Origin of the sequence: Pseudoalteromonas sp. TAE56 (genome assembly GCF_000497955.1) — a bacterium.
Taxonomy (GTDB): Bacteria; Pseudomonadota; Gammaproteobacteria; order Enterobacterales; family Alteromonadaceae; genus Pseudoalteromonas.
The window spans coordinates 16,918-37,555 of record NZ_AUTN01000079.1 but is presented as its reverse complement, the minus strand read 5'-3'; the positions used below and the strand labels follow the sequence as shown (position 1 = coordinate 37,555).

The following is a 20,638-nucleotide window of genomic DNA, read 5'->3' as shown; positions in this document are numbered from 1 at the left end:
CAGTTCATCTCATTCGTTATATTTTGTTACAAACTTTTATTTATTAATATCAGTTAATTAGCGTTGTACACTTAAATTTCGTCGCGAAGATGTGCGAAATCAAATTAATTTACGTACAGTCCAATTAAATTAACAAATATTAAAAGTCTCAAAATGAAATTAACGACCATCACCCTTGCGCTTAGCTTAGCGTTTGGCAGCCATGCATTTGCAGCCGATAAAAAAGACGAAAAAGAGCCAAAAACACTTAGCGAAATGATCAAAGGACAAACCGAATTTGCCGGTATATTTAACCTTTATCAAGACGAAAAAACCGGTAAGCACCTTATGGTGATTAACGAGTCCCAACTTAATACGCCGTTTGTATATTTTGCGCATACCGTTGATGGCGTTACAGATGCAGGCCATTATCGTGGTTCGTACCGCGAAACTAAGTTAATTGAATTTAGAAAATACTTTGATCGTATCGATATCATTAGCAAAACTCCTCGCTACAAATTTGACGAAAACAGTGCAATTTCAAAAGCGAGTGATGCCAATATTAGTGAAGCGGTACTTGCGAGCATTAAAATAGAAAAAGAAGAAGACGGTAAAATAGCATTCAACGTAAATAAGTTATTTTTAAGCGAAGCACTTCATAAAGTATCACCTACGCCAAATCCAGCTGATAAAAACGCTAAAAAGCGCTTTAAAGTAGGCAAGCTAGACGATAAAAAATCACGCATTATTAAACAGCGTCCATATCCTAATAACTTAGACGTGGTTGTTGATTACGTATTTACTAACCCAAGCCCAACGGTACGTGGCTCAAATGCAGTAAGCGACCCACGTAGTGTATCGGTAAAAGTACAGCACTCGTTTGTTGCTCTACCTAAAAACGATTACCAGCCGCGCATGGACGACGCCCGTATTGGTTATTTTACTAATCAATTTGATCAAATGACATCTACCGATTGGGCACCTTATGAAGATGTTATAAAACGCTGGGATCTACAAAAGAAAGACCCTAGTGCAGCACTTTCAGAGCCAGTAAAACCAATTACTTGGTGGATAGAAAACACCACACCAATTGAGTGGCGCGATACTATTCGTGATGCTGTTTTAACATGGAATACTTCTTTTGAAAAAGCTGGTTTTAAAAATGCCTTAGAGGTAAAAGTACAACCAGATGATGCAGATTGGGATGCGGGCGATATTAATTACAACGTACTGCGTTGGACTTCGTCACCTAAGCCTCCATTTGGCGGATACGGACCTGCACTTGCTAACCCATTAACAGGCGAAATACTGGGCTCAGACATTATGCTTGAGTTTGTATTTATGAAAAACCGTTGGATTTACGACACACTTTTCACTCAAGGAACAATGAGCCACGGTGAAACAACACATACCGGCGAGTTAAATTGTTCACTAGGGCATGAAATTCAACAAAATCTAATGCTTGCCAAAGGCCTTGCTAGCGGCGGAAAAATTGAAGATAAAGAAATGCTTCGCCAAGGTCTAACACAATTGGTACTTCACGAAGTAGGCCATACTTTAGGTCTTAACCACAATATGAAATCATCTATTTTATGGGATGAAAAAGAAGTACACGACAAAAACAAAACCCAAGGCATAGTAACCGGCTCTGTTATGGATTATGCACCGGCTAACATTGCCCCAATTGGTGTGCAGCAAGGTGATATTTTTCAAACAAAACCAGGTCCTTACGATGATTGGGCAATTAACTATGGCTACAGCGTAGCGCTTGAAGATGAAGCTGCTGAACAAGCTAGACTTGAAAAAATACTTGCTCGTTCAAGTGAACATGCCCTTGCCTTTGGTAACGACGCAGACGATATGCGCGCACCAGGTCGCCATATCGATCCACGTGTAATGATTGGTGATTTGTCATCAAACCCTGCGGCCTATGGCGCAGATCGTATGGCGCTAATTAATAAATTATTTACTGAGCTAAAAGATAAAGCAACAGTTAAAGGTGAGTCTTACCAACAGCTTGTTACCTCTGCTAACAGCTTATTTGGTCAGTACCGAGCTCAAGCGGGTGTTGTTTCTCGCCAGATTGGTGGTGTGTACGTTGAGCGTGCTGTAGTGGGTGATGCAAACGCAGATAAACCATTTACACCTGTATCGCTTGAGCGCCAAACACAAGCGATGGATATACTCGCAAAGTTTGTATTTGCACCAGACGTACTACAAAACATGCAACCTCTTTATAGCTACTTACAGCTGCAACGTCGTGGCTTTAATCACTATGGCAAAAATGAAGACCCTAAAGCACACCAAATGATTTTAGGGATGCAAAAATCTGTACTTGCACAGCTATTACACCCAGCCGTATTACTGCGTATTTCTGATACTGCGTTGTACGGTAATAAATATAGCCTAACTCAGTTTATGCAAGATTTAACCGCTAATATTTTTGTGAAAAGCAAAGACGCAAATTCTATTAGTCACAACTTACAAATTGAGTATGTTAATCAGCTAATCGCAATTGCAGGTCTTGGCAAAGCAAGTAAATACGATAACTTAGCTAAAACAGCTGCGTTATATCAGCTAACTCAAATAGCCGATACCAGTGTTGCTTGGGGTGCAGATACAGCAACTAAAGCGCATAAAAAATATATTGACCGCTTAATAGCAAAAGCGCTAGAAGCGTAAAATAACTCTACTAATTGAGTAAACCAAGGCCACGTTTAACGTGGCCTTTTTTATAACCTAATTCACAGATCAAATATAAATAGTGCCTTTTAAATACCTTACAGCATGCCCTGTTAAGGTAACGGTTGTATCACCCACTTCACATAGTAAATGCCCGCCTCGGCTTGAAGCTTGATAAGCACTTAACGTAGTTTTATCCAACTGCTGCGCCCAGTAAGGTGCCAAGCCAGTATGAATAGAACCTGTTACGTAATCCTCATCGCCACCGCTTGCAGGCCAAAAATAACGAGATATAAAATCATATTCAGTACTTGGAGCAGTGGCCACTACATCAAGTGGATAAAGCGTTTTTAAAAGCTCTGAGCTAGTTTTTAATTCAAGTATTTGGTCACCGCTTTCATAAATAACAAAGTAGGCTTGGCGATTTTTAAGCACTTTACTCGGTTGTATAGACAGGCCGTCAAGCAGTTGCTGCGGCACATTTTGCACTTCAACCGGTGCTTGTTTTGGAAAGGTCATTGCAAAGCTGCCATCAGCGTTTTTATTAACGATTAGCTCGCCCACCGCATCAGCAATAAAGCGAATTTGCGATATATTATGCTCTTCACATAAAACATAAGCAGCCGCAAGTGTGGCGTGACCACAAAAATCGATTTCCATTAACGGCGAAAACCAGCGAATAATAAAACTTCCATCGTTTTGCAGGCAGGTAAAAGCAGTTTCAGATACGTTATTTTCAGCGCCAATCTTTAGCATTAAATCGTCGCTTAACCACGATTCTAGTGGGATCACTGCCGCATAGTTACCTTTAAATAACTCATTCGTAAACGCATCTATTTGATGAATGGCTAATTGCATTGTTTAAACTTTGTAATGATTAATAGTTTAAAACTGCCATATCTAAACTAAATTAGCACTTTTATTTTGGCTTTAAGCCATTACAGGCCGCATTCTATAATATTGCATACAACCAAATTGCACAGCATTGGTAAGCAATAGCATAATAAACATAAGTAAGTGCGCCGTGCTTGGAGCAACTGTTGTAAGCTCAACAACTAAGCCGCAAATACCAGCAATAAACTGCAAGCTAAAGTAGCGCGCGCTTAAATTACTTACATTACCCGTACGCAATGTTTTATAGGTTTGTGGCATAACACGTACCGAACTCATCACCAGGCCAACATACGTTAAGGCGCTTAATACCATTGCAGTATCGAGGGTTGAATTCAAAAGCAGTGAAAAAGGCAGTAACGAAAAGCCTAACATAGTAACCAACTGCACGCGTTCTCGTTTGGCTGCGTTATAACGTGCAAAAAAATACAAAATAAGTCCGCTTAGCGCGCCTGTTACTATAAATGGTAGCGCAATATAAAAGCGTTCAAAATAAATATTGTAGGTTATAAAGTAAAGACTTTGTGCTAACCCAAACGTCATCATCAATAGTGATAAACCTGAGACACTACGGTTTTTTCGAATTTTGCTTAGTAATGGTAAAAAACTAAAAACCAAAATAAATGAAGACAATATAGGCAAATAATGCGCCAAAACAACCTCGCTCGTTACATAAATGTTAATTAAATATGGAAATAAAAACATTTAATAAACATCTGTTTTAAAAGGCTTTTACTATGAGCGCGGCATTGTAGAGCCGCGTAGATTTAACTCAACTAAATAAGACATTCTTGTTTTAGGTACTGGCAAGCTAGGTATACAAAAACCGTAGAATTAAGTTAACAGTTTACCTATTTAATAGAAAGTCCACTCACAAACTATTAAATAAAAATGATAGTTGTTATCATGCGCAAGTCATTAGCTGCTATATAAAACTATTTATGAGAAAAACTCTTTTTAAAATACACAGTTGGATCGCCCTCATAGCCATCATTCCGTTGATTGTTATTAGTATTACAGGGAGCGTATTAGTTTTTAAAAGTGAGATAGATGGCCTACTTATGCCAAGCAGCCACTTTGTTGTAAAAGCACTGCCAGAGCGCATGCCAATCGACAAGTTAATTGCAAAAACAGAGCATGCTTACCCTGAATATGTAGTAGGTAGTTGGGAAATATTTAACAATGATACTGCTGATCGGGTTTACTTAGTAAAACGCGGCACAGAGCAATGGTATAAGTTTCATTTAAACCAATATACAGGTGACATTTTATCTGAACCTGTTGGTACCAGTCATTATTTTACCGATTGGTTTTTAGAACTGCACTACACCTTTTTACTTAACGACTTTAAAAATCTACCAGGGCAAACAGGTACTGTATTAGGCTTCTTTTTTGCATTGTTTTTATTGGTGTTAGGTGTAACTGGGCTTATTATTTATCGTAAATTTTGGCAGCGTCTATTTAGTGTGCGCTGGCGTGCAACACTGCAAATAGTACTTAGCGACATTCATAAAATGACAGGTGTTATAGGATCTCCCATCATTATTATTTTAGCTATCACAGGTGGCTACTTTAACTGGGCGGTGTGGTATCACGAAGTTATTGAACACGCTGAAGAAGAGCACTTTGTACTAACCAAAAACTTACACAGCAGCGATATTTCTTTTCAACACATACTTGATGACAGTAAAAAACAAATACCCACTTTTAACGGTACGTTTTTAGTTATGCCACTCGAGCCTGACGAAAATATTACTTTATTTGGCGAAGTAGACACAAGCAACCCGCTTGCAAGCGAATACGCTAATACAGTTAGTTACGACAAGCAAACAGGCGAACATTTAACTAACTGGGATATTCGCGAAGTAGGCATTGGCTGGCAAGCAATTGATAGTTTTAGAAAACTTCATTTTGGCTACTTTGCAGGGCTAATAAGTAAAATACTGTGGTGCGTAATTGGTTTGAGCCCAGTGTGGCTAGCAGGTACTGGTTTTTACTTATGGTTTACTCGCCGTAGACGTAAAAAACATTCACAAAAAAACCGTTTTAATAAACGCAGCACAGCAAGGGCTTGATTAAAAACCCACCACATTGTAATGTAAAAATTAACAAAGGAGTGGGTTATGATATTTATCAAAATAGTTATTAGTATTACCTTTTTATTTTTAGTTGGATGTAACACAACCAAAGTTCAGCAAGTAGAACAACAAGTAGGACTTGAACAACTATTAAATCATTCTTTGTTTAATGAACTCGACACACCTTCTGAGCACAGTATTTTTGAGTTACCGGATGCTGAAAAAGAAATGTTTTTAGCTTACGCCGAAAACCAAAAGCTATCCCAAATCCGTGATGACCGCATAATTTACAACTACCTCGAAAGCCAGATAGCTAACTTTAAATACCATGGCGATACACTTACTTCAGCTCAAACCTTAAAGCGTTCGCAAGGTAATTGCATTAGTTTAGCCATTTTAACGCAAAGCTACGCACAAGCTCTTGGGTTAGAAACAAGCTTTCAAGAAGTTACAAGTAAGCCCATATACGCAAAAGAAAATAATGTTGTTTATGTCGCTAATCACTTTAGAACAAAAGTATATGCTCCAAAAGTAGAGAAAAAAGATGATAATATTATTGAGTTTTTCAGAGCGGGTACCTTAATTGATTACTTCCCTACCAATCGCAGTTTTTATTCAAGCAGCGCAGACTATAACGATTTAGTTTCTAAGTTTTATAGTAATTTAGCTGCCACAGCACTAGCAGACAAACAGCTTGATATTGCTTACTCTCTTATTTTACAAGCGAATAAATTTACACCAAATGATGCAGAACTATTTAACATAGCTGGTATTTTACATCGTCGAGCTGGTGATTTACAAAGCGCTAAAAACATCTATCAAACAGCACTTAGTAATAACGAAATAAATATTAATTTAATCAGCAACTATCAGCTTTTAGCTGAAGAGTTAGGCGACAAAGAGCTTGTTAAAGAGCTCACCTCACAATTAGTTAATAAAGAAAAAGACCCATACGAATTACTAGTGATCGCTAAAAACAACTTACAAGCTGGCCACGCTCATCAGGCTAAAGCACACCTTGAGCAAGCGATTACTAAAGCGCCTTACATTGCTGAGCTATACTTGGAACTCGCAAAAGTTCGCTATCAACAAGGTAATATTAAACAAACACAAACCTTACTTGAGAAAGTAATTGAACTAGAACGTGATAATCAAAAACTCGATGTATATCAAGCTAAGTTACTATCCTTGCAAATGGATAAGTAACTTAGCCAATTAATATTTATAACGAATAATAAAAGCTCAGCCAAGCACGCATTTCATCTTCAAAACTGTCGCCTTCTACTCGCGACAGTCCCATATTAAATGTTAAATCATTTACGCCTGCAGGCCCCATTCCAAAACTAAAATCACCTTGGTATTTTAAGCCGTAGCTTTGTGCGTATACGGTGTCGTCGAGTTGATGTTGCTTATAATAAAGCCACGGCATACCTTCTTTAAAGCTAAAGCCGCCACCGTAGCCTTGATAGCGCTTTGCAGTTGCACTGTAAAAAGGCAGCTCAGATGAAAGTACATATTCACTATTTTGCTGCTGATTAATAAGATTTGAGCTAAAGCCACCTAATGCAAGGCTCCTGTCATCACGTTGTTTTTGATCAAAGTTTGCATAAAGAGGAATACCAAACGCTTTACCAAAAAGTTTGGCGGCTAAATCGTAACCTTGCCAACTATTGCTCTTACTACTGCCATCGTACCAACTGGCATAAAGACTTTGCCCTATTGCAAAATCTTGACGATCATATTGCCAATTTTGAGCAATGCCTAAACGCGTCCAATTTTTATGGCTTTGCCTATAATCAGTGTAATTGTAGGCAAGCTCTGGCGTTAAACTTAACTGCCCAAATTTAACGGGGTAACTTATTGCGGCAAAACCACCACGGGCATCCATGTCTGCACTTAGACTTTGCTCATACTGGCGCGATGTATCTAAATCATAGTCAAACAGTGCAAGTTTCAGTTTTACATCAAGCGCATTATATTTTGCCTGCACATAACCACCGTGCAATGCCCCATCGTGTAAATCAGTGCTATACCCCGCCTGTAAGTCGAGCTGCTTTAATAAGTCGCTACTTTTAATGCTTAAATCTAACAAACTGGTAGAAGCTGAATAATACTGAGAGCCAATCGCGAAAGTAGCGTGCTGGTCGAGCACGTTGTAATTTGTTTGCTCTGTAGTTTCGTGCTTATATATTTTAGCTTTTGGAAGTGTATGGTCGTTTACTATTAGCAGCGGTGCTTTTTTGTTAGCTGCAAACTCAGTAACTACAGTGCTTTTTATAGCTTTTGGCAGTGTTTTTACATTTGGCCCATCTGCGGTTATCGAAAAATAGAGTAACGAGCCATCAGCCATTTCAATTGGGTGGGCAACGGCCTCTTGCCCTTGGGTTAACTTGGTGAGTGTTTTACTCTCTATGTTGTAGTTATAAATATCGGTGGCGCTATTTAAACCTGCAACAAAGTAAAGTGACTCGCCATCATGGCTAAAGCTTGGCTGACTTAAATATTGATACCCGTTTGGCATAGGTACTGATAGCTGTTGCTCGCCGTTTATGCCTTGTATATACAATTGCCAATTTTCATTTAATGACGTTGATAAATAAGCCAATTTAGTTTCATCAGGACTGAGAATTGGGTAATCGTAAGTTGTCTCAAGGCTTTTTGTAAATAATGGTGTGATGGTTTGCGTATTAAGATCAACCCTCACTAATTCAGAGTAACCATCTCTTATTTGCTCGCCATACAAGGTTTCACCGTTACTGGTTACGCTAAATCGTCGTATACCAGCAAGTTCTGTAAGCTGTGTAATATTCCCAGTGTCAGTGTTATAGCTAAATATGTCAGACACTTTGTTATAAATACCCGACTCTTCATTGCTGTACGCATTGAAATACAACGTTGTGCTATTTACCCATTGAGGATTTGCAATACCGGCTCGGTTAATTTGATTAAGCACTTGTTTTTGTTCGCGCTTAAACACACTGGGCGCTGTATCTGGAATATCTTGTGCATCGTTTTCGAGTAGCTCTTTTTGCGCTTTAGTAAACTCTTCTTGCGCTTTAATGTTGTCATCCGTGCTATAAATTATAAGCTTGGTATTACTCTCTATATCTCGCTCAACAATCGCAATCTTACTACCATCTTTTGAAAGTGCTGGGTTACTTGCATATAAGTTAAGCTCAAGCCAAAGTTCACTATTAAGTAACGGCTCCCCTTGCTCTATTTGCATTGCTTTATAGGTATATTCAGCTATAAATCGGCGATATAGCTTGGCTGCACTTTGCCCAAACACACCGCTAAATGCCTCATCAAAATCACGCGTTTTTACGCCTTGCATTCGCGTCCAAACACTATCGAGTGTTTGCTCTGAATAGTTTTGCTCTAGCCAATTTAAAAAGCGGCTACCCATTAAGTAAGCCATTGAGCCGCCCATAAAGCCCTGCTCGCCATTTAATTGCCCATAGGTTGGCAAAGCACCTTGCTGAGCAAATTCTCGCAGTATTGACTCTGAGTAGTTATCAAATAAACGCCCACGGCCCGTCATTTTAGACTCAATCAATGTGGCATAACCTTCGGCTACCCAGCGCGGTGTATCACTGTAAGTTAAGTCGTATAGATCCCATATGCCACGTACTTTTTGCTGCCAGTCATTGCGTGTAGGCTGTGCTAAATGCACTAAGTGAATATATTCATGCAGTACAAGTAACTGCTGCCAGCCAGAGCTGTTTGATATAACTGTGTCAGATTGTGGTGGCGTAGTAAAAAGTGCCATCACAGGGTTACTTGAGGTAGGTAGCGCAAAGCCATTTGCTGCATTTAGGGGATCAAACACCACTACATCAACTGTTTTATCAAGTGCTCGGTTTTGCTGCTCAAACACTTTGGTGCGAACTATTTCAAGCTCTGCTGCAGTTGATTTAGCAAAATCAGCATGCTCAACACTGTAGTGAATGTTGAAATGTTCAGTATGAATAGTTTGCCAATCGGCTGCAAAGCTTGGTGCTGCTAGTAATAAAGCTGATGCGATGAGTGTTTTTTTCATGAGCGTCCCTAAAAGAATTCCTTAATACCATCTAGGGTATTATTAAATGTCTTTCATGGGCAGTAAGAAAGTGTAATAAAGCATGTGCAAATGTGTATTTACACATGTTTTATTAGGGGAGTTTACATCCAGCTGCGGGTATCTGACTCAATCTGTTTGATTGTAAAATCAATAATAAAGTCAGCATCTTGCTGCTTTATGTAGGGCATAAATGCAAAGCCTGAAGCAAGTTGTATATACAGGCTTTTTAAGCCTGATTTTCTCATTAAGTAGGTACTTATACTGCGTGCACTTTGCGCTTTATAAAGCTCAAAAACACGGTAATGAACCCCAATCATACCTTTGCGTACAACCATGTAAAATCGGCCATTATCCTCATGCATGTAATAACCATAACGCTGATACGATAAAGTTACCAAGCCAGAAAATACGACCAAAACACCAAGGCTTATCAAAGTATTAATATCAGCAATAAAACAAAAGCCAAACACTAATGCACTGGGTAACAGTGAATAAAAGCCTAAATTTTTATACAAAAGCGCTCGCTCTGCGCGCTTAAAAGCGAGTTTTTTACTATTAAACCAAGGGTAAATCCATTGGCATACACTATCAACTTGTTCGCTATTTAATACAGGTAATACTAAGGTTTGTTTATTTTTTTTAGCCGCAGCACCGGCTGNGCTGCTATTCCGCCGCTACTTGCTTGTAAACACTCAACGGTAAATCGCTTTAATAATCGCCCCATTAGATTTTGCTTAATAACAATAGATTGCACTTTATCCATGCTCATCGAAAGCTGATGGCGCTCTAACAAGCCAGCAATACGTTTAAACTTTTGACCTTTAAAATAAAGCTCAAAGTTGTAAAAACGAATAAGCGACATAGTCACCGATAGCATCACAGCAGCCAAAACTAACAAAATAATTAAGGTGATCATTGCAAAGGTAGCAGCACTGGCCAGCATACCCAGCTCTTGCTGATAAAAGCCTTCTACTTTGGTAATAATTTGCTTCTCTAAAAAATTAACAATCAGGTTTATAAAAGGGGCAAGAGCAGCGATTGCTAAAATAGCCATATTCGACATTAAACCAAATTTAGCTATTTCTTTATTGCTAATGCTTAGCTTGTTTTCGATAGTGTCTGTTTCGCTTTGTTCAGTATTTTGTATTTTTTCTTGTTGCTGCGCTTTAAAATCAAATATTTGTTTACGCATTTGCTGTGCGTAATCTTTGGTGACGCCTGGTAAAACAACTTCTTGTGACACACTGCCAGCAGCATCAAAAATACAATTAACTAAGTTTACAGGGGTAAAATAAAATGGTTCGGCAATATTAACGTTTTGCACACGGCCAAATTTCAGCGTAAGTCGCTCTTTTTTAAATACACCTTTGTTAAGCAATATTTCGTTGTCGCTACTAATACAAAACTTAAAATTTAAATAATATAAAAATGAGTAAACAAATAATAAAACTAGTGCAATACCGCCTGCCACCTGCGCCCAAAACAACTTATTTTCCACTTGAGTAACAAACACTACAAACATAGGTAGTAAGTTTAAAAGGCCATCTTTTACAAAGCGCACACTAAAGTGCACAACAAAATATAAAAGCGCCCAAGGCGATACTTTTTGCCAGTAAATAGGACTGACTTGATCTTCGATAGTTGTATTACTCATCGACTAAAGTTGCCTGAGGTGTTGTGTCGTCTTGGCGGTAGTTTTGTACAAATTGGCGCATATTTTTACAATCATCATGGGTTAATCCACTAATTTGTAAATCGGCACTTACACCGCCAGCGCTAAATAATTTAATGCTCGCAAGGCTGAGTTTTCGCTCTATTGGTCCTTGGTGTATTTCCATATGCTGTACACGTGCTAAAGGTAATACTGTCACTTGTTGCCAAATAACACCTTTTTTAAAAGCAATGTCATGATTTCGCACTGCGAAACCTCGCAACCTCACACTTATCATGTTGTACAGCATAGATACGGCCACTAAAATAGGCATACCAATTAGCAAATACGTTTGTGCATTATTAGCAAAGGCTTCATTAAAATAACAAACCGCAATCAGCGCACCAATTAGCGGTATATAAAACAGAAGCGAGCTAAGCTGTGCATGTAGTAAGGCTTTATCAGCCAATGGCTTAAAGCTAATATCACTATGCTTTGGTAAATCCATTATTTGTTGATTGTTAAACACTATTTATCCCTATTACTGCTTTTAATTAATTACCAACTAATGGTGGTTATTAAGGTGTGGCTTTGTTTTGGCTCAAGCGTTACTTTATCTGTCAATACGTTAGCAGCCTCTAAGCAGAGCATCGTTTTATACTCATCGTCAGCAAAGTTAGATAAGCGTTTTGATTTTTCTATCCATGGGTTCCACAGTACACACGAACTTGAATTTTCGCGGCTCACATTAATAACACCCTCTGGCGTATTAATAGTTTGAATTGTATTTGCTTGTGTATAAACCATGTCGGTTTCGCGCTCAAAACTTACAACATCATTTTGTACAAATGGCCCTTCACCAAACTCAATATATTGCGCGCCTTGCAAACCATCAACATGGGTATTTGTAATGTCTGATGTAGGAAAATAGGTATGCAGCGCTTGAGTAAAGCTAAACGGCGTACTCCCTAAGTTAGTCGTAGTTAAGCGAACCTGTAATTTATCGCTTAATACAAACTCAACTTTTAATGCTGACTGATGTGGCCAATACGTCGTATTAACAAGCTTCATGGGTAGCTTTAAACTAACTGTAATTTGCTCATCAGATTCGTGTACTTCATCAGCTTGCCACACGCTTGTGCGCGCAAAACCATGGGCAGGCCACCCATCATTAGCGTGTGTACCAAACCATGGCCAACAAATAGGAATACCACCTCGAATACTTACCCCTTCTTGATAGGTTTCGTCTTGTGATACCCATATAAGTGGCTTGTTATTTTTAGGGATATACTCGGTAATTTGCCCACCTTGCAAAAATATTTTTGCGTCGCACTTTGCACTAGCTATTTTAATAAACTCAAGACCGGTTTCGCTTTGCTCAATGCTAACTGATGGCGATAATTTCATACCTTCCCCTATAATACTGATACTAAAGATTTTTAATATTTGTACAGAAACAATAATGCATGCTTAAAGTATACGCTATTGATATTAAATATTGATTGCTGAATTTGTTCATTGCCGATTAATACATATACAGTAAACTCACAAACAATTACTTTGTACTAACAGCTGTAAATGAATAATACTAAAGTCTATACAATAAGACTTGCCAATTATTCACAACATACGTACTGTGCGCAACTTAATGCACACAAGATGCTAAGAAAATTTACTATAATTTAAACAACATAATTTTACATTAGTTACTGCTCTAACTATTAAAAACCAATAAAAGCGGCCTAATGTGCAATATATTGTTTGAATTCAATTTATTTGATGTGTAACATTTCGCGATTACGGCAAGCTACCGCCCCATCGACGAGATAAGCAAATGCAAAAATATGACGAGTTATTGGTTTCTTTACGTAAAGTGATCCGCGCGATTGACTTACATTCTAAGCAGCTAAATAAAACTTCGGGTTTAACAGGCCCACAATTGCTTATAATGCAAGAAGTTAGAAAAACCGATGGAATAACGGCGAGCCGTATTGCTCAAAACGTAAATTTAAGCCCAGCAACGGTCACCAATATTCTCGACAGAATAGAAAGCAGAAACTTAGTAACACGCGTACGCAGTCAAATGGATAAACGCAGAGTGAGCTTATACCTCACCGAGAAAGGAAAAGAGTTACTTGATAAAGCACCTCAGCCATTGCAAGAACACTTTATTGAAAAGTTTTCTGCGCTTGCTGAGTGGGAACAGAGCCTTTTACTCTCATCAATGCAGCGTGTAGCCGCGATGATGGATGCAGATAAATTAGATGCATCGCCCCTTCTAGAAGTTGGTGCACTTACTCAAGCTCCTAAAGAATAAACAATAAAAAAAATACATAGTTTTGTACTTACTCTAAACGTAAGGCGTCTTTTGACGTCTTGAATTTTTTATTTTTTAATCACAAGCAGAGCGGCTATTATGACTAAACTCTCAAAATTAACACTAGCACTAGTTTTAGGTGGTGTTACAAGCACTTCTTATGCGTCTGATGATCTAGACACACTACAAAGCCAACTTAAACAGCTTAAGCAACAAATGCAGTTGCTTGAGAATAAGCTAGCTGATGAAAAAACAAAACAGCAACAAATTAACAAGCAACACGAACAACAAGTTGCAAACATCAGTAAAAAATCTGATCAAAAAGTGGTTGAAGTTGCCGCAGCAGAGCCTGAGAAAAAAGATGAAGGCATTAAAGTAGGTGGAGCAGTGCGTTTTAACTACAGCACTAATTCATACGATGAAGACACTCAAGATCGTAGCGGCGATTTAGACTTTGAAGTATTTCGTATTAACTTATCTGGCGAAATAAACGATATTTCTGTAAATGGTGATTTTCGCTTTTACGACTACATGACCGTGGTTAAGTACGCCTATTTAGGCTACGAATTCACTGATGGCTGGGAAGCACAAGCAGGTATTGCTCCCGTGCCTTTTGGTAATGGTCCTTACAACTCACACAGCTACTTTTTTAGTACTAACTACTATGTTGGCCTAGAAGACGACTTTGATTTGGGTGTAACAGTAAACCGTAAACTAAAAGACAACTGGAAGCTAGACCTAGGCTTTTTCAAAAATGATGAAGTAGGCGGCGTTGATGGCAGCTCTGAAGTTAACGAACGTTACTCTTTCGATATTGTTGGTAGCCGTGCAACCACCGAAGGCACATATGATGCCCCAGGTTCTCGCCTTGGTGAATACAACACGTTTGCAGCCCGCACAGTGTATCAAATTGAGCATGGCGAAAACGCTAAAACAGATGTGGGTGTATCACTATTAAGTGGTGGCCTACATGATGGTAACGATAGTGCAGGTAACTATGGCGCATGGGCGTTCCACGTAAACAGCCAAATTAATAACTGGAATATTCAATTTCAGCACGGTGAGTACGACTACGACCTAGACGACAACAGCAACCGCTTTGTTGTAGGTGCATTTGACTACTACGATACCGTATCAAGCGAAGCGACTATGACTAACTTTAACGTAGCTTATGACCTATCGGTTGATTTAGGCCCAATAACAGGCGTGCAGTTTTACAACGATTACGGCATCATTTACGATAAATCTGACGACAGTGCAGACACATGGATGAACGTAACCGGTATGAGCGTATCAGCAGGCCCATTATTTACGTACTTTGACTTTATTCAAGCACGTAACCAGCCATTTATTGGCGGTTCAATTATTGGTGAAGGCGATACAGAGCGTCGCTTTAACATTAACGTAGGTTACTACTTCTAAACTGTTAACCGCATTTATTTTTTAAAAGGGCAAACTTAGTTTGCCCTTTTTTATTGATTTTAAGCTTCGAATTAATAGCTATTTAGCCTACAATTAGAGATACCATAACACGCCTAAAAAGAGCCTAAGTGAATATAAAAGCGGTGTTTATTTGTTATAAAAACTTATGGTTTAAAGCGCTTGGCTTAATACTTGTAGCCTTGGGTATTATTGGCATTGTGTTACCGGTCATGCCTACCACTATATTTTTTATTTTAGCGCTCACCTGCTTTACTCGCTCATCACCCGCGCTTGAACAATGGCTGTTAAACCACCCTCGTTACGGTGTAACTCTAAAGCAATGGCAAGCTTATAAAGTAGTGCCTGTTAAAGCCAAATGCTACGCCGCCATTGGCATGTTAATTGGCTTTATATTTTTACTGTACTCAGCCGCTCCTATCTGGGTTATTTGCCTCGTTGCAGTAGTAGAAGTATCGGTAATGATTTATCTTATTTTAAGACCTTCCTGCCCTCCTAAGCATTAAATGTTCATTTTTACCTGCATACACCTTTGTTTTAAAGTTTTTATGTAAAGATAAGTAAGTAAATTTGTAATAGCTAATGCAAATCATTATCATGTTGTAAATTTAATTTATTAACTGTTTTTATGTCGTTTATTAATAAGCGGGCTTTGTATAGTACAAGCCGTGCTCTACATATTTATATTTCTACAGCTTTGTTTTTTTTGCTTATTTTATTTTGCGTTAGCGGCATTGTGCTTAACCATGTTGACTGGCTTAAAAACGATAAAAATAACGGCCAAGTAACTGCAACAATTCCAGCAGAGCTAGTTACTAAAGCAAATGAACAGCTAAATACGCTACCAACGCTTTATCCAGAAATAGAAGCTTACTTAACCGAGCAATATGCACTTACAAAAGTAAAAAGCATTGAGTGGGAAAAAGAAGACGCGCTCGTCATGCTCGACTACCCATTGCCTGCAGGGTTTGCCTACGCAGAGCTCGACTTTACAACCGGCGAGTTAAACCTAGATTACCAAACAGGCGGCTTTTTAAGCCTTATTGGCGACTTACATAAAGGTCGCTACACCGGTGAAGTATGGAGCTGGGTAATCGATATATCTGCCGTACTAATGATTTTATTTGCCATCACCGGCATGATTATTTTGTTTCAAAATAGAAAAAAACGCTTAGCAGGAATATGGATAACCGTACTGGGAGTCGCAACTCCACTGGTTATTTATTTATGTTGGGTTCCACAAATAAAAGGAGTGTCTTAATGGTTAAATTTAAATTATTTATAAGCGCCGCATTACTGCTCATCGCTGCGTTTTTTCAAACATCAGCGCATGCGCAAACACCACAGCTAGAGGTTGAATTAACGCTTCCCGACTTAGAAATACAACCGTACCACCGTCCGTACGTTGCAGTTTGGCTTGAAACACCAGAGCGCAAACACGTAACTACGCTTGCACTTTGGGTGCAAAAAGCAGAATGGTTTAAAGACTTACGCCAATGGTGGCGTAAAGCCGGTAAAAGCGATGCCAACTTTGACGGCATTAGCGGCGCAACAAAGCGCGCGGGTACTTACACCATAAATTGGCAAGGTAATGATTTAGACGGTAACCCAGTAAAACCAGGTAAATACTTATTAAATATTGAAGTTGTACGCGAAGAAGGCGGCAGAGATTACACACGCCTAGAGCTCGATTTAACAAAGCCAGGTAAAATTATCATCGATGGTAAAAAAGAATTTTCTACAAGTTTCGTCACTGTAAGCACTAAGTAGCTGCTACTTAATCATTTGAATTTAAGGAAATACAATGAAAATTAATTTATTAAAAACGGCATTAATCGGCGCATTGAGCTTATCTGCTTTAGTGTCAACTTCAGCAAGTGCACACGGACGTTGGTTACTACCTTCGCATACATCTTTATCAGGCGATAACGCGCATTACGTAATGATTGACGCCAGTATTTCAAACGAAATTTTTGCACCAGACAAAGCCTTTAAACCTAAAGAAAAAGGCGCAGAGTACGACGATACGTTATTAATGGCACTTGCGCCTAATGGTGAGCCAGTATCTGAAACGATCCGTGCTTATTACTTAAAACGTAAAAGCTCAGCTGCGGTAAGCTTAACAGAGCAAGGCACTTACCACATTGCAATGACCCAAAAGCCAATGTACATGACCTTCTACAAAAATGAAGAAGGTAAGCGTAAGCGTGTATTTGGTAAAAAAACAGACGCTAAGTTACCTAGTAACGCTAAAGATGTAACTACAACAAAGGTTGTTTCAACAGTAGATACATTTGTAAGCCGAAATGGCACCACAAAGCCAGCACAGTTAGGTTTAGGCTTAGAGCTTAGTGGCCCAACGCATCCAAACGATTTATTTGTAGGTGAACAAGCACGTTTTCAATTACTACAAGATGGTAAATCTGCAGGTGAAGGCATTGAAGTAAGCATTTTAAAAGGCGACACACGCTACCGTAACAACCGTGGCGAAGTAAAAGTAACGACCGATAAAGAAGGTATGTTTACAATTACATGGAAAGAACCAGGCCTATACCTAATCGAAACTTCTAACAAGGTTACCGTAAATGAAGAAGGCGTAGATGCAGGACGTTATGCATTATTTACAACGCTTGAAGTTGCCCCTGAATAATTTAAATTACTAAATTTAAAAAATTGAAAGGCCAAGCATTTGCTTGGCCTTTTTACGTCTTACTAACTTTTATCTAAAATTCCCTTGAATTCGCAACCATTCGACACAAGATTGCAACTACAACGATCCAAACGCTTATATCGCGCGTAAACAGTGACCTTATATGTTAACAACTTAGAATATCTTAGATAGTTTTTATCTTTGCACTAGGGTAGTCGCTTCTATATGATGCGCTCCTTTTCGACTAGCAGCTCTTGGGGAACAATTAATGACTTTTAAGCGTTTATCTGCAAATAAACTAGCACTTAGCTTGGCCGTTACCACTGCACTTAGCACACCTTACTCTATGGCCGTTGCCGCAGAGCAAGATAATCAAGCAGAAAAGAATATCGAAGTAATTTCGGTTACCGGTACTCGCAGAAGCTTACGAAGTATTGCCGAAAGTACGGTACCCGTAGACATTATTACCAGCGGTGATATGCAAAGTACGGGTCAGCTAGAAATAAGCCAAATACTAGCAAACCAAGTACCTAGCTTTAACTACCCAAGCGCCACTATGGGCGATGGTACTGACCATGCAAAACCAGCAGTTTTACGTGGTTTAGCACCCGATCACACATTAGTACTTATAAACGGTAAGCGCCGCCATGCAGGTGCACTATTAAACTTAGCGGGTGTTGTTGGTCGAGGCTCTACAGCTGTTGATTTGAACATGATTCCAACCTCTGCAATTAAACGTGTTGAAGTGCTACGTGACGGCGCAGCCGCACAGTACGGTTCTGATGCAATTGCTGGGGTAATTAACATTGTACTTAAAGATGCCTCAGAAGGCGGTAGCGTAAGTGTAACGTACGGTAAATACGATACTCAAATGGCTGGTGTATCTCAGCTAGAAAGTACCTATGCAGATGCAAACGGCGACTTAGCCTTTAATACCGGTGGCGACAGAGAAGTAAACGACGGTGCAACACGCACTGTTAGCGCAAACTCTGGTTTTGCGTTATCTGATAACGGCTTTGTAAACGTATCAATTGAGTACCGTGATAACGACTCAACGCAGCGCTCTGGCTTTGACCCACGCGAACAATACAGCCGCCTTGATGATGGCAGCCTAGACCCACGCGAATTTACTATCGATCGTTACAACCACCGTTTTGGTAAAGCCGACCTTGAAGATTACGCGTTGTTTTACAACATGGGTTACGATTTAGATAACGGCTTAAACCTTTATTCATTTGGTAGCTACTCAAAGCGTGAAGGTAATTCAGGTGGTTTTTACCGCCGAGCAAAAGACAGCCGTAACGTTTTAGAAGTGTACCCAGATGGCTTTTTGCCGCAAATTGAAACAGACGTACAAGACTACTCATTTGCACTGGGCTTACAAGGCGAAACTAACGACTGGACATGGGATGTAAGTACCAACTACGGCCGCAACGACTTTGGTTTCGGTGTTGTAAATAGTATTAACACATCACTAGGTGCCGACAGCCCAACCGAATTTGACAACGGTGCACTGGTTTACGATCAGTTTTTAGTAAACGCAACGGCCAATACCACACTTGATTTAGGTTTACCTGATGACGTATTTTTTACCGTAGGTACTGAATACCGCCACGAAAGCTACAAAATTGAAGAAGGCGAAGAAGCGTCTTACATCACAGCCCTTGATAGCGACGGTAACCCAATTGCAGCCGGTGGCGCCCAAGTACTTGCTGGCTTTGGACCAGAAAGTGCGACTGACGAAAGCCGTCATAACATCGCTTTATTTGTTGAGTTTGATACCTACTTAACAGAAAAATGGAACGTAGTTTTAGCGGGTCGTTATGAAGATTACAGCGACTTTGGTGACACGTTTACCTCTAAACTTGCCTCGCGTTACAGCATTACTGAAAACCTATCACTGCGCGGAGCAATTAGCACAGGTTTCCGTGCACCATCTTTAGCGCAAAGCTCGTACCGCCAAATATCAACAGTACTTGAAAACAACCAACCATTTGAAGTGGGTTTATTCCCGACCGATTCAGCCGCAGCGCAAGCACTTGGTGCTCAGCCGTTAGATGCTGAGGAGTCAGTAAACGTTACAGCGGGCTTTATGTACACGCAAGGCAGCTTTAGCTTAACGGTTGATGCATACCGTATTGATATTGATGACCGTATTGTATTGTCTGAAAACTTAGAGGGCGATGCCGTAGTAGAAATACTACAAAATGCCGGTGAGCTAAATACCGAAAGCGTACGTTACTTTACCAACGCTATCGACTCACGCACGCAAGGTGTAGATATAGTTGCCACTTATAACCTAGATTTAGACAACTTAGGTGATTTACGTTTAAACGTAGCAGCTAACTTTAACGACACCGAAGTAACGCACGTAAACGACAACCCAAGCGAGCTAAACTCACTAGGTGACGACTACGTAGTGTTTGCACGTCGTGAAGTAGGTCGCTTTGAAGAAGGCACGCCAGATAGCAAATGGAACCTATCAGCAGTGTGGAACTTTAACGAATGGCAAACTACCCTGCGTGCCACACGTTATGGTGAAGTCGCTGATATTTCAACTACAGCTGACCGCGATGAATACCTAGACCCTAAGTGGATCACCGACCTAGAAGTGGCATACCGTCCAGACGAATATTGGAAGTTTGCCGTTGGTGCAAACAACTTATTCGATCAGTACCCACAAGCAACCGTGGATAACATTGGTTACTCTGACTTTGGCCAAATATTCCCGTACACGCCATATGCACCGTACGGATTAGACGGGCGTTTCCTATACGGTAACATTACTTACAGCTTTTAATAAATAACCTAAAAGCAAACACTTAAAAAGGATGCCATGTGCATCCTTTTTGCTAACTTTTAGTGTTTTTAACCAATCATTAGTAAACCG

Annotated in this window: 15 protein-coding genes and 1 pseudogene; 10 read left to right on the top strand and 6 right to left on the bottom strand. The window is 39.6% G+C overall.

Annotated features, from left to right (window positions below; genetic code table 11):
• The first annotated feature begins 153 nt into the window (after positions 1-153).
• Positions 154-2,661: a zinc-dependent metalloprotease gene (locus tag L656_RS0107915; protein WP_024598791.1), complete on the top strand. Its 2,508-nt coding sequence runs from the start codon at positions 154-156 to the stop codon at positions 2,659-2,661.
• Positions 2,662-2,730: 69 nt separating this feature from the next.
• Here the strand turns inward: L656_RS0107915 and L656_RS0107910 are convergent, their stop codons facing one another.
• Positions 2,731-3,519 (bottom strand): PhzF family phenazine biosynthesis protein, encoded by a 789-nt coding sequence (locus tag L656_RS0107910; RefSeq protein WP_024598790.1) that lies wholly within the window; start codon positions 3,517-3,519, stop codon positions 2,731-2,733.
• 72 nt (positions 3,520-3,591) lie between these two features.
• Positions 3,592-4,206: a SemiSWEET family transporter gene (locus tag L656_RS0107905; protein ID WP_033036764.1), complete on the bottom strand. Its 615-nt coding sequence runs from the start codon at positions 4,204-4,206 to the stop codon at positions 3,592-3,594.
• A 287-nt stretch (positions 4,207-4,493) separates the two neighbouring features.
• Between L656_RS0107905 and L656_RS0107900 the strand changes: the two genes are divergently transcribed.
• Both L656_RS0107900 and L656_RS0107895 read left to right on the top strand, forming a co-directional pair.
• The gene (locus tag L656_RS0107900) at positions 4,494-5,627 is read left to right on the top strand and encodes a PepSY-associated TM helix domain-containing protein (RefSeq protein WP_024598788.1); all 1,134 of its coding nucleotides are present in this window, start codon (positions 4,494-4,496) and stop codon (positions 5,625-5,627) included.
• A 48-nt stretch (positions 5,628-5,675) separates the two neighbouring features.
• Positions 5,676-6,836: a tetratricopeptide repeat protein gene (locus L656_RS0107895; protein WP_024598787.1), complete on the top strand. Its 1,161-nt coding sequence runs from the start codon at positions 5,676-5,678 to the stop codon at positions 6,834-6,836.
• Positions 6,837-6,852: 16 nt separating this feature from the next.
• Here L656_RS0107895 and L656_RS0107890 read toward each other — a convergent pair whose 3' ends face one another.
• The 4 genes and pseudogenes from L656_RS0107890 to L656_RS0107875 all read right to left on the bottom strand — a co-directional run bounded on the left by L656_RS0107890 (position 6,853) and on the right by L656_RS0107875 (position 12,748).
• On the bottom strand, positions 6,853-9,669 hold the full coding sequence (locus tag L656_RS0107890) for a TolB family protein (protein WP_024598786.1): 2,817 nt from the start codon (positions 9,667-9,669) through the stop codon (positions 6,853-6,855).
• Between the two features lie 122 nt (positions 9,670-9,791).
• A pseudogene (locus L656_RS01000000122050) lies at positions 9,792-11,344 on the bottom strand (PH domain-containing protein).
• Complete coding sequence (locus L656_RS0107880) at positions 11,337-11,870, bottom strand: PH domain-containing protein (protein ID WP_024598785.1); 534 nt, start codon at positions 11,868-11,870, stop codon at positions 11,337-11,339. The pseudogene L656_RS01000000122050 and the gene L656_RS0107880 overlap by 8 nt, the downstream one beginning before the upstream one ends.
• Positions 11,871-11,899: 29 nt before the next feature.
• Positions 11,900-12,748: a D-hexose-6-phosphate mutarotase gene (locus L656_RS0107875; protein WP_024598784.1), complete on the bottom strand. Its 849-nt coding sequence runs from the start codon at positions 12,746-12,748 to the stop codon at positions 11,900-11,902.
• A gap of 427 nt (positions 12,749-13,175) precedes the next feature.
• On the opposite strand from L656_RS0107875, the gene L656_RS0107870 reads away from it, so the two are divergent.
• From L656_RS0107870 to L656_RS0107840, 7 genes are all read left to right on the top strand, one after another.
• A complete protein-coding gene (locus tag L656_RS0107870) occupies positions 13,176-13,658 on the top strand; it encodes a MarR family winged helix-turn-helix transcriptional regulator (RefSeq protein WP_024598783.1) in 483 nt (160 codons plus the stop codon).
• A 99-nt stretch (positions 13,659-13,757) separates the two neighbouring features.
• Entirely contained in the window at positions 13,758-15,080 is a 1,323-nt protein-coding gene (locus L656_RS0107865; RefSeq protein ID WP_024598782.1) for a hypothetical protein, read from the top strand.
• 128 nt (positions 15,081-15,208) lie between these two features.
• Complete coding sequence (locus L656_RS0107860; RefSeq protein WP_024598781.1) at positions 15,209-15,604, top strand: YbaN family protein; 396 nt, start codon at positions 15,209-15,211, stop codon at positions 15,602-15,604.
• A gap of 122 nt (positions 15,605-15,726) precedes the next feature.
• Positions 15,727-16,359 carry a PepSY-associated TM helix domain-containing protein gene (locus tag L656_RS0107855; RefSeq protein ID WP_024598780.1) on the top strand — a complete coding sequence of 211 codons (633 nt, stop codon included), beginning with the start codon at positions 15,727-15,729 and terminating at the stop codon, positions 16,357-16,359.
• Entirely contained in the window at positions 16,359-16,868 is a 510-nt protein-coding gene (locus L656_RS0107850; protein WP_024598779.1) for a DUF2271 domain-containing protein, read from the top strand. Before L656_RS0107855 ends, L656_RS0107850 begins: the two co-directional genes overlap by 1 nt.
• 34 nt (positions 16,869-16,902) lie before the next feature.
• Positions 16,903-17,748, top strand: coding sequence for a DUF4198 domain-containing protein (locus L656_RS0107845; RefSeq protein ID WP_024598778.1), 846 nt, complete (start codon positions 16,903-16,905; stop codon positions 17,746-17,748).
• A gap of 268 nt (positions 17,749-18,016) precedes the next feature.
• The gene (locus tag L656_RS0107840) at positions 18,017-20,548 is read left to right on the top strand and encodes a TonB-dependent receptor plug domain-containing protein (protein WP_024598777.1); all 2,532 of its coding nucleotides are present in this window, start codon (positions 18,017-18,019) and stop codon (positions 20,546-20,548) included.
• Positions 20,549-20,638 lie beyond the last annotated feature (90 nt).

Coding starts and splice junctions, on each gene's coding strand:
- L656_RS0107875 (WP_024598784.1), bottom strand. CDS start 12,748: ATGAAATTATCGCCATCAGTTAGCATTGAGCAAAGCGAAACCGGTCTT.
- L656_RS0107840 (WP_024598777.1), top strand. CDS start 18,017: ATGACTTTTAAGCGTTTATCTGCAAATAAACTAGCACTTAGCTTGGCC.
- L656_RS0107895 (WP_024598787.1), top strand. CDS start 5,676: ATGATATTTATCAAAATAGTTATTAGTATTACCTTTTTATTTTTAGTT.
- L656_RS0107855 (WP_024598780.1), top strand. CDS start 15,727: ATGTCGTTTATTAATAAGCGGGCTTTGTATAGTACAAGCCGTGCTCTA.
- L656_RS0107900 (WP_024598788.1), top strand. CDS start 4,494: ATGAGAAAAACTCTTTTTAAAATACACAGTTGGATCGCCCTCATAGCC.
- L656_RS0107910 (WP_024598790.1), bottom strand. CDS start 3,519: ATGCAATTAGCCATTCATCAAATAGATGCGTTTACGAATGAGTTATTT.
- L656_RS0107845 (WP_024598778.1), top strand. CDS start 16,903: ATGAAAATTAATTTATTAAAAACGGCATTAATCGGCGCATTGAGCTTA.
- L656_RS0107915 (WP_024598791.1), top strand. CDS start 154: ATGAAATTAACGACCATCACCCTTGCGCTTAGCTTAGCGTTTGGCAGC.
- L656_RS0107850 (WP_024598779.1), top strand. CDS start 16,359: ATGGTTAAATTTAAATTATTTATAAGCGCCGCATTACTGCTCATCGCT.
- L656_RS0107870 (WP_024598783.1), top strand. CDS start 13,176: ATGCAAAAATATGACGAGTTATTGGTTTCTTTACGTAAAGTGATCCGC.
- L656_RS0107890 (WP_024598786.1), bottom strand. CDS start 9,669: ATGAAAAAAACACTCATCGCATCAGCTTTATTACTAGCAGCACCAAGC.
- L656_RS0107865 (WP_024598782.1), top strand. CDS start 13,758: ATGACTAAACTCTCAAAATTAACACTAGCACTAGTTTTAGGTGGTGTT.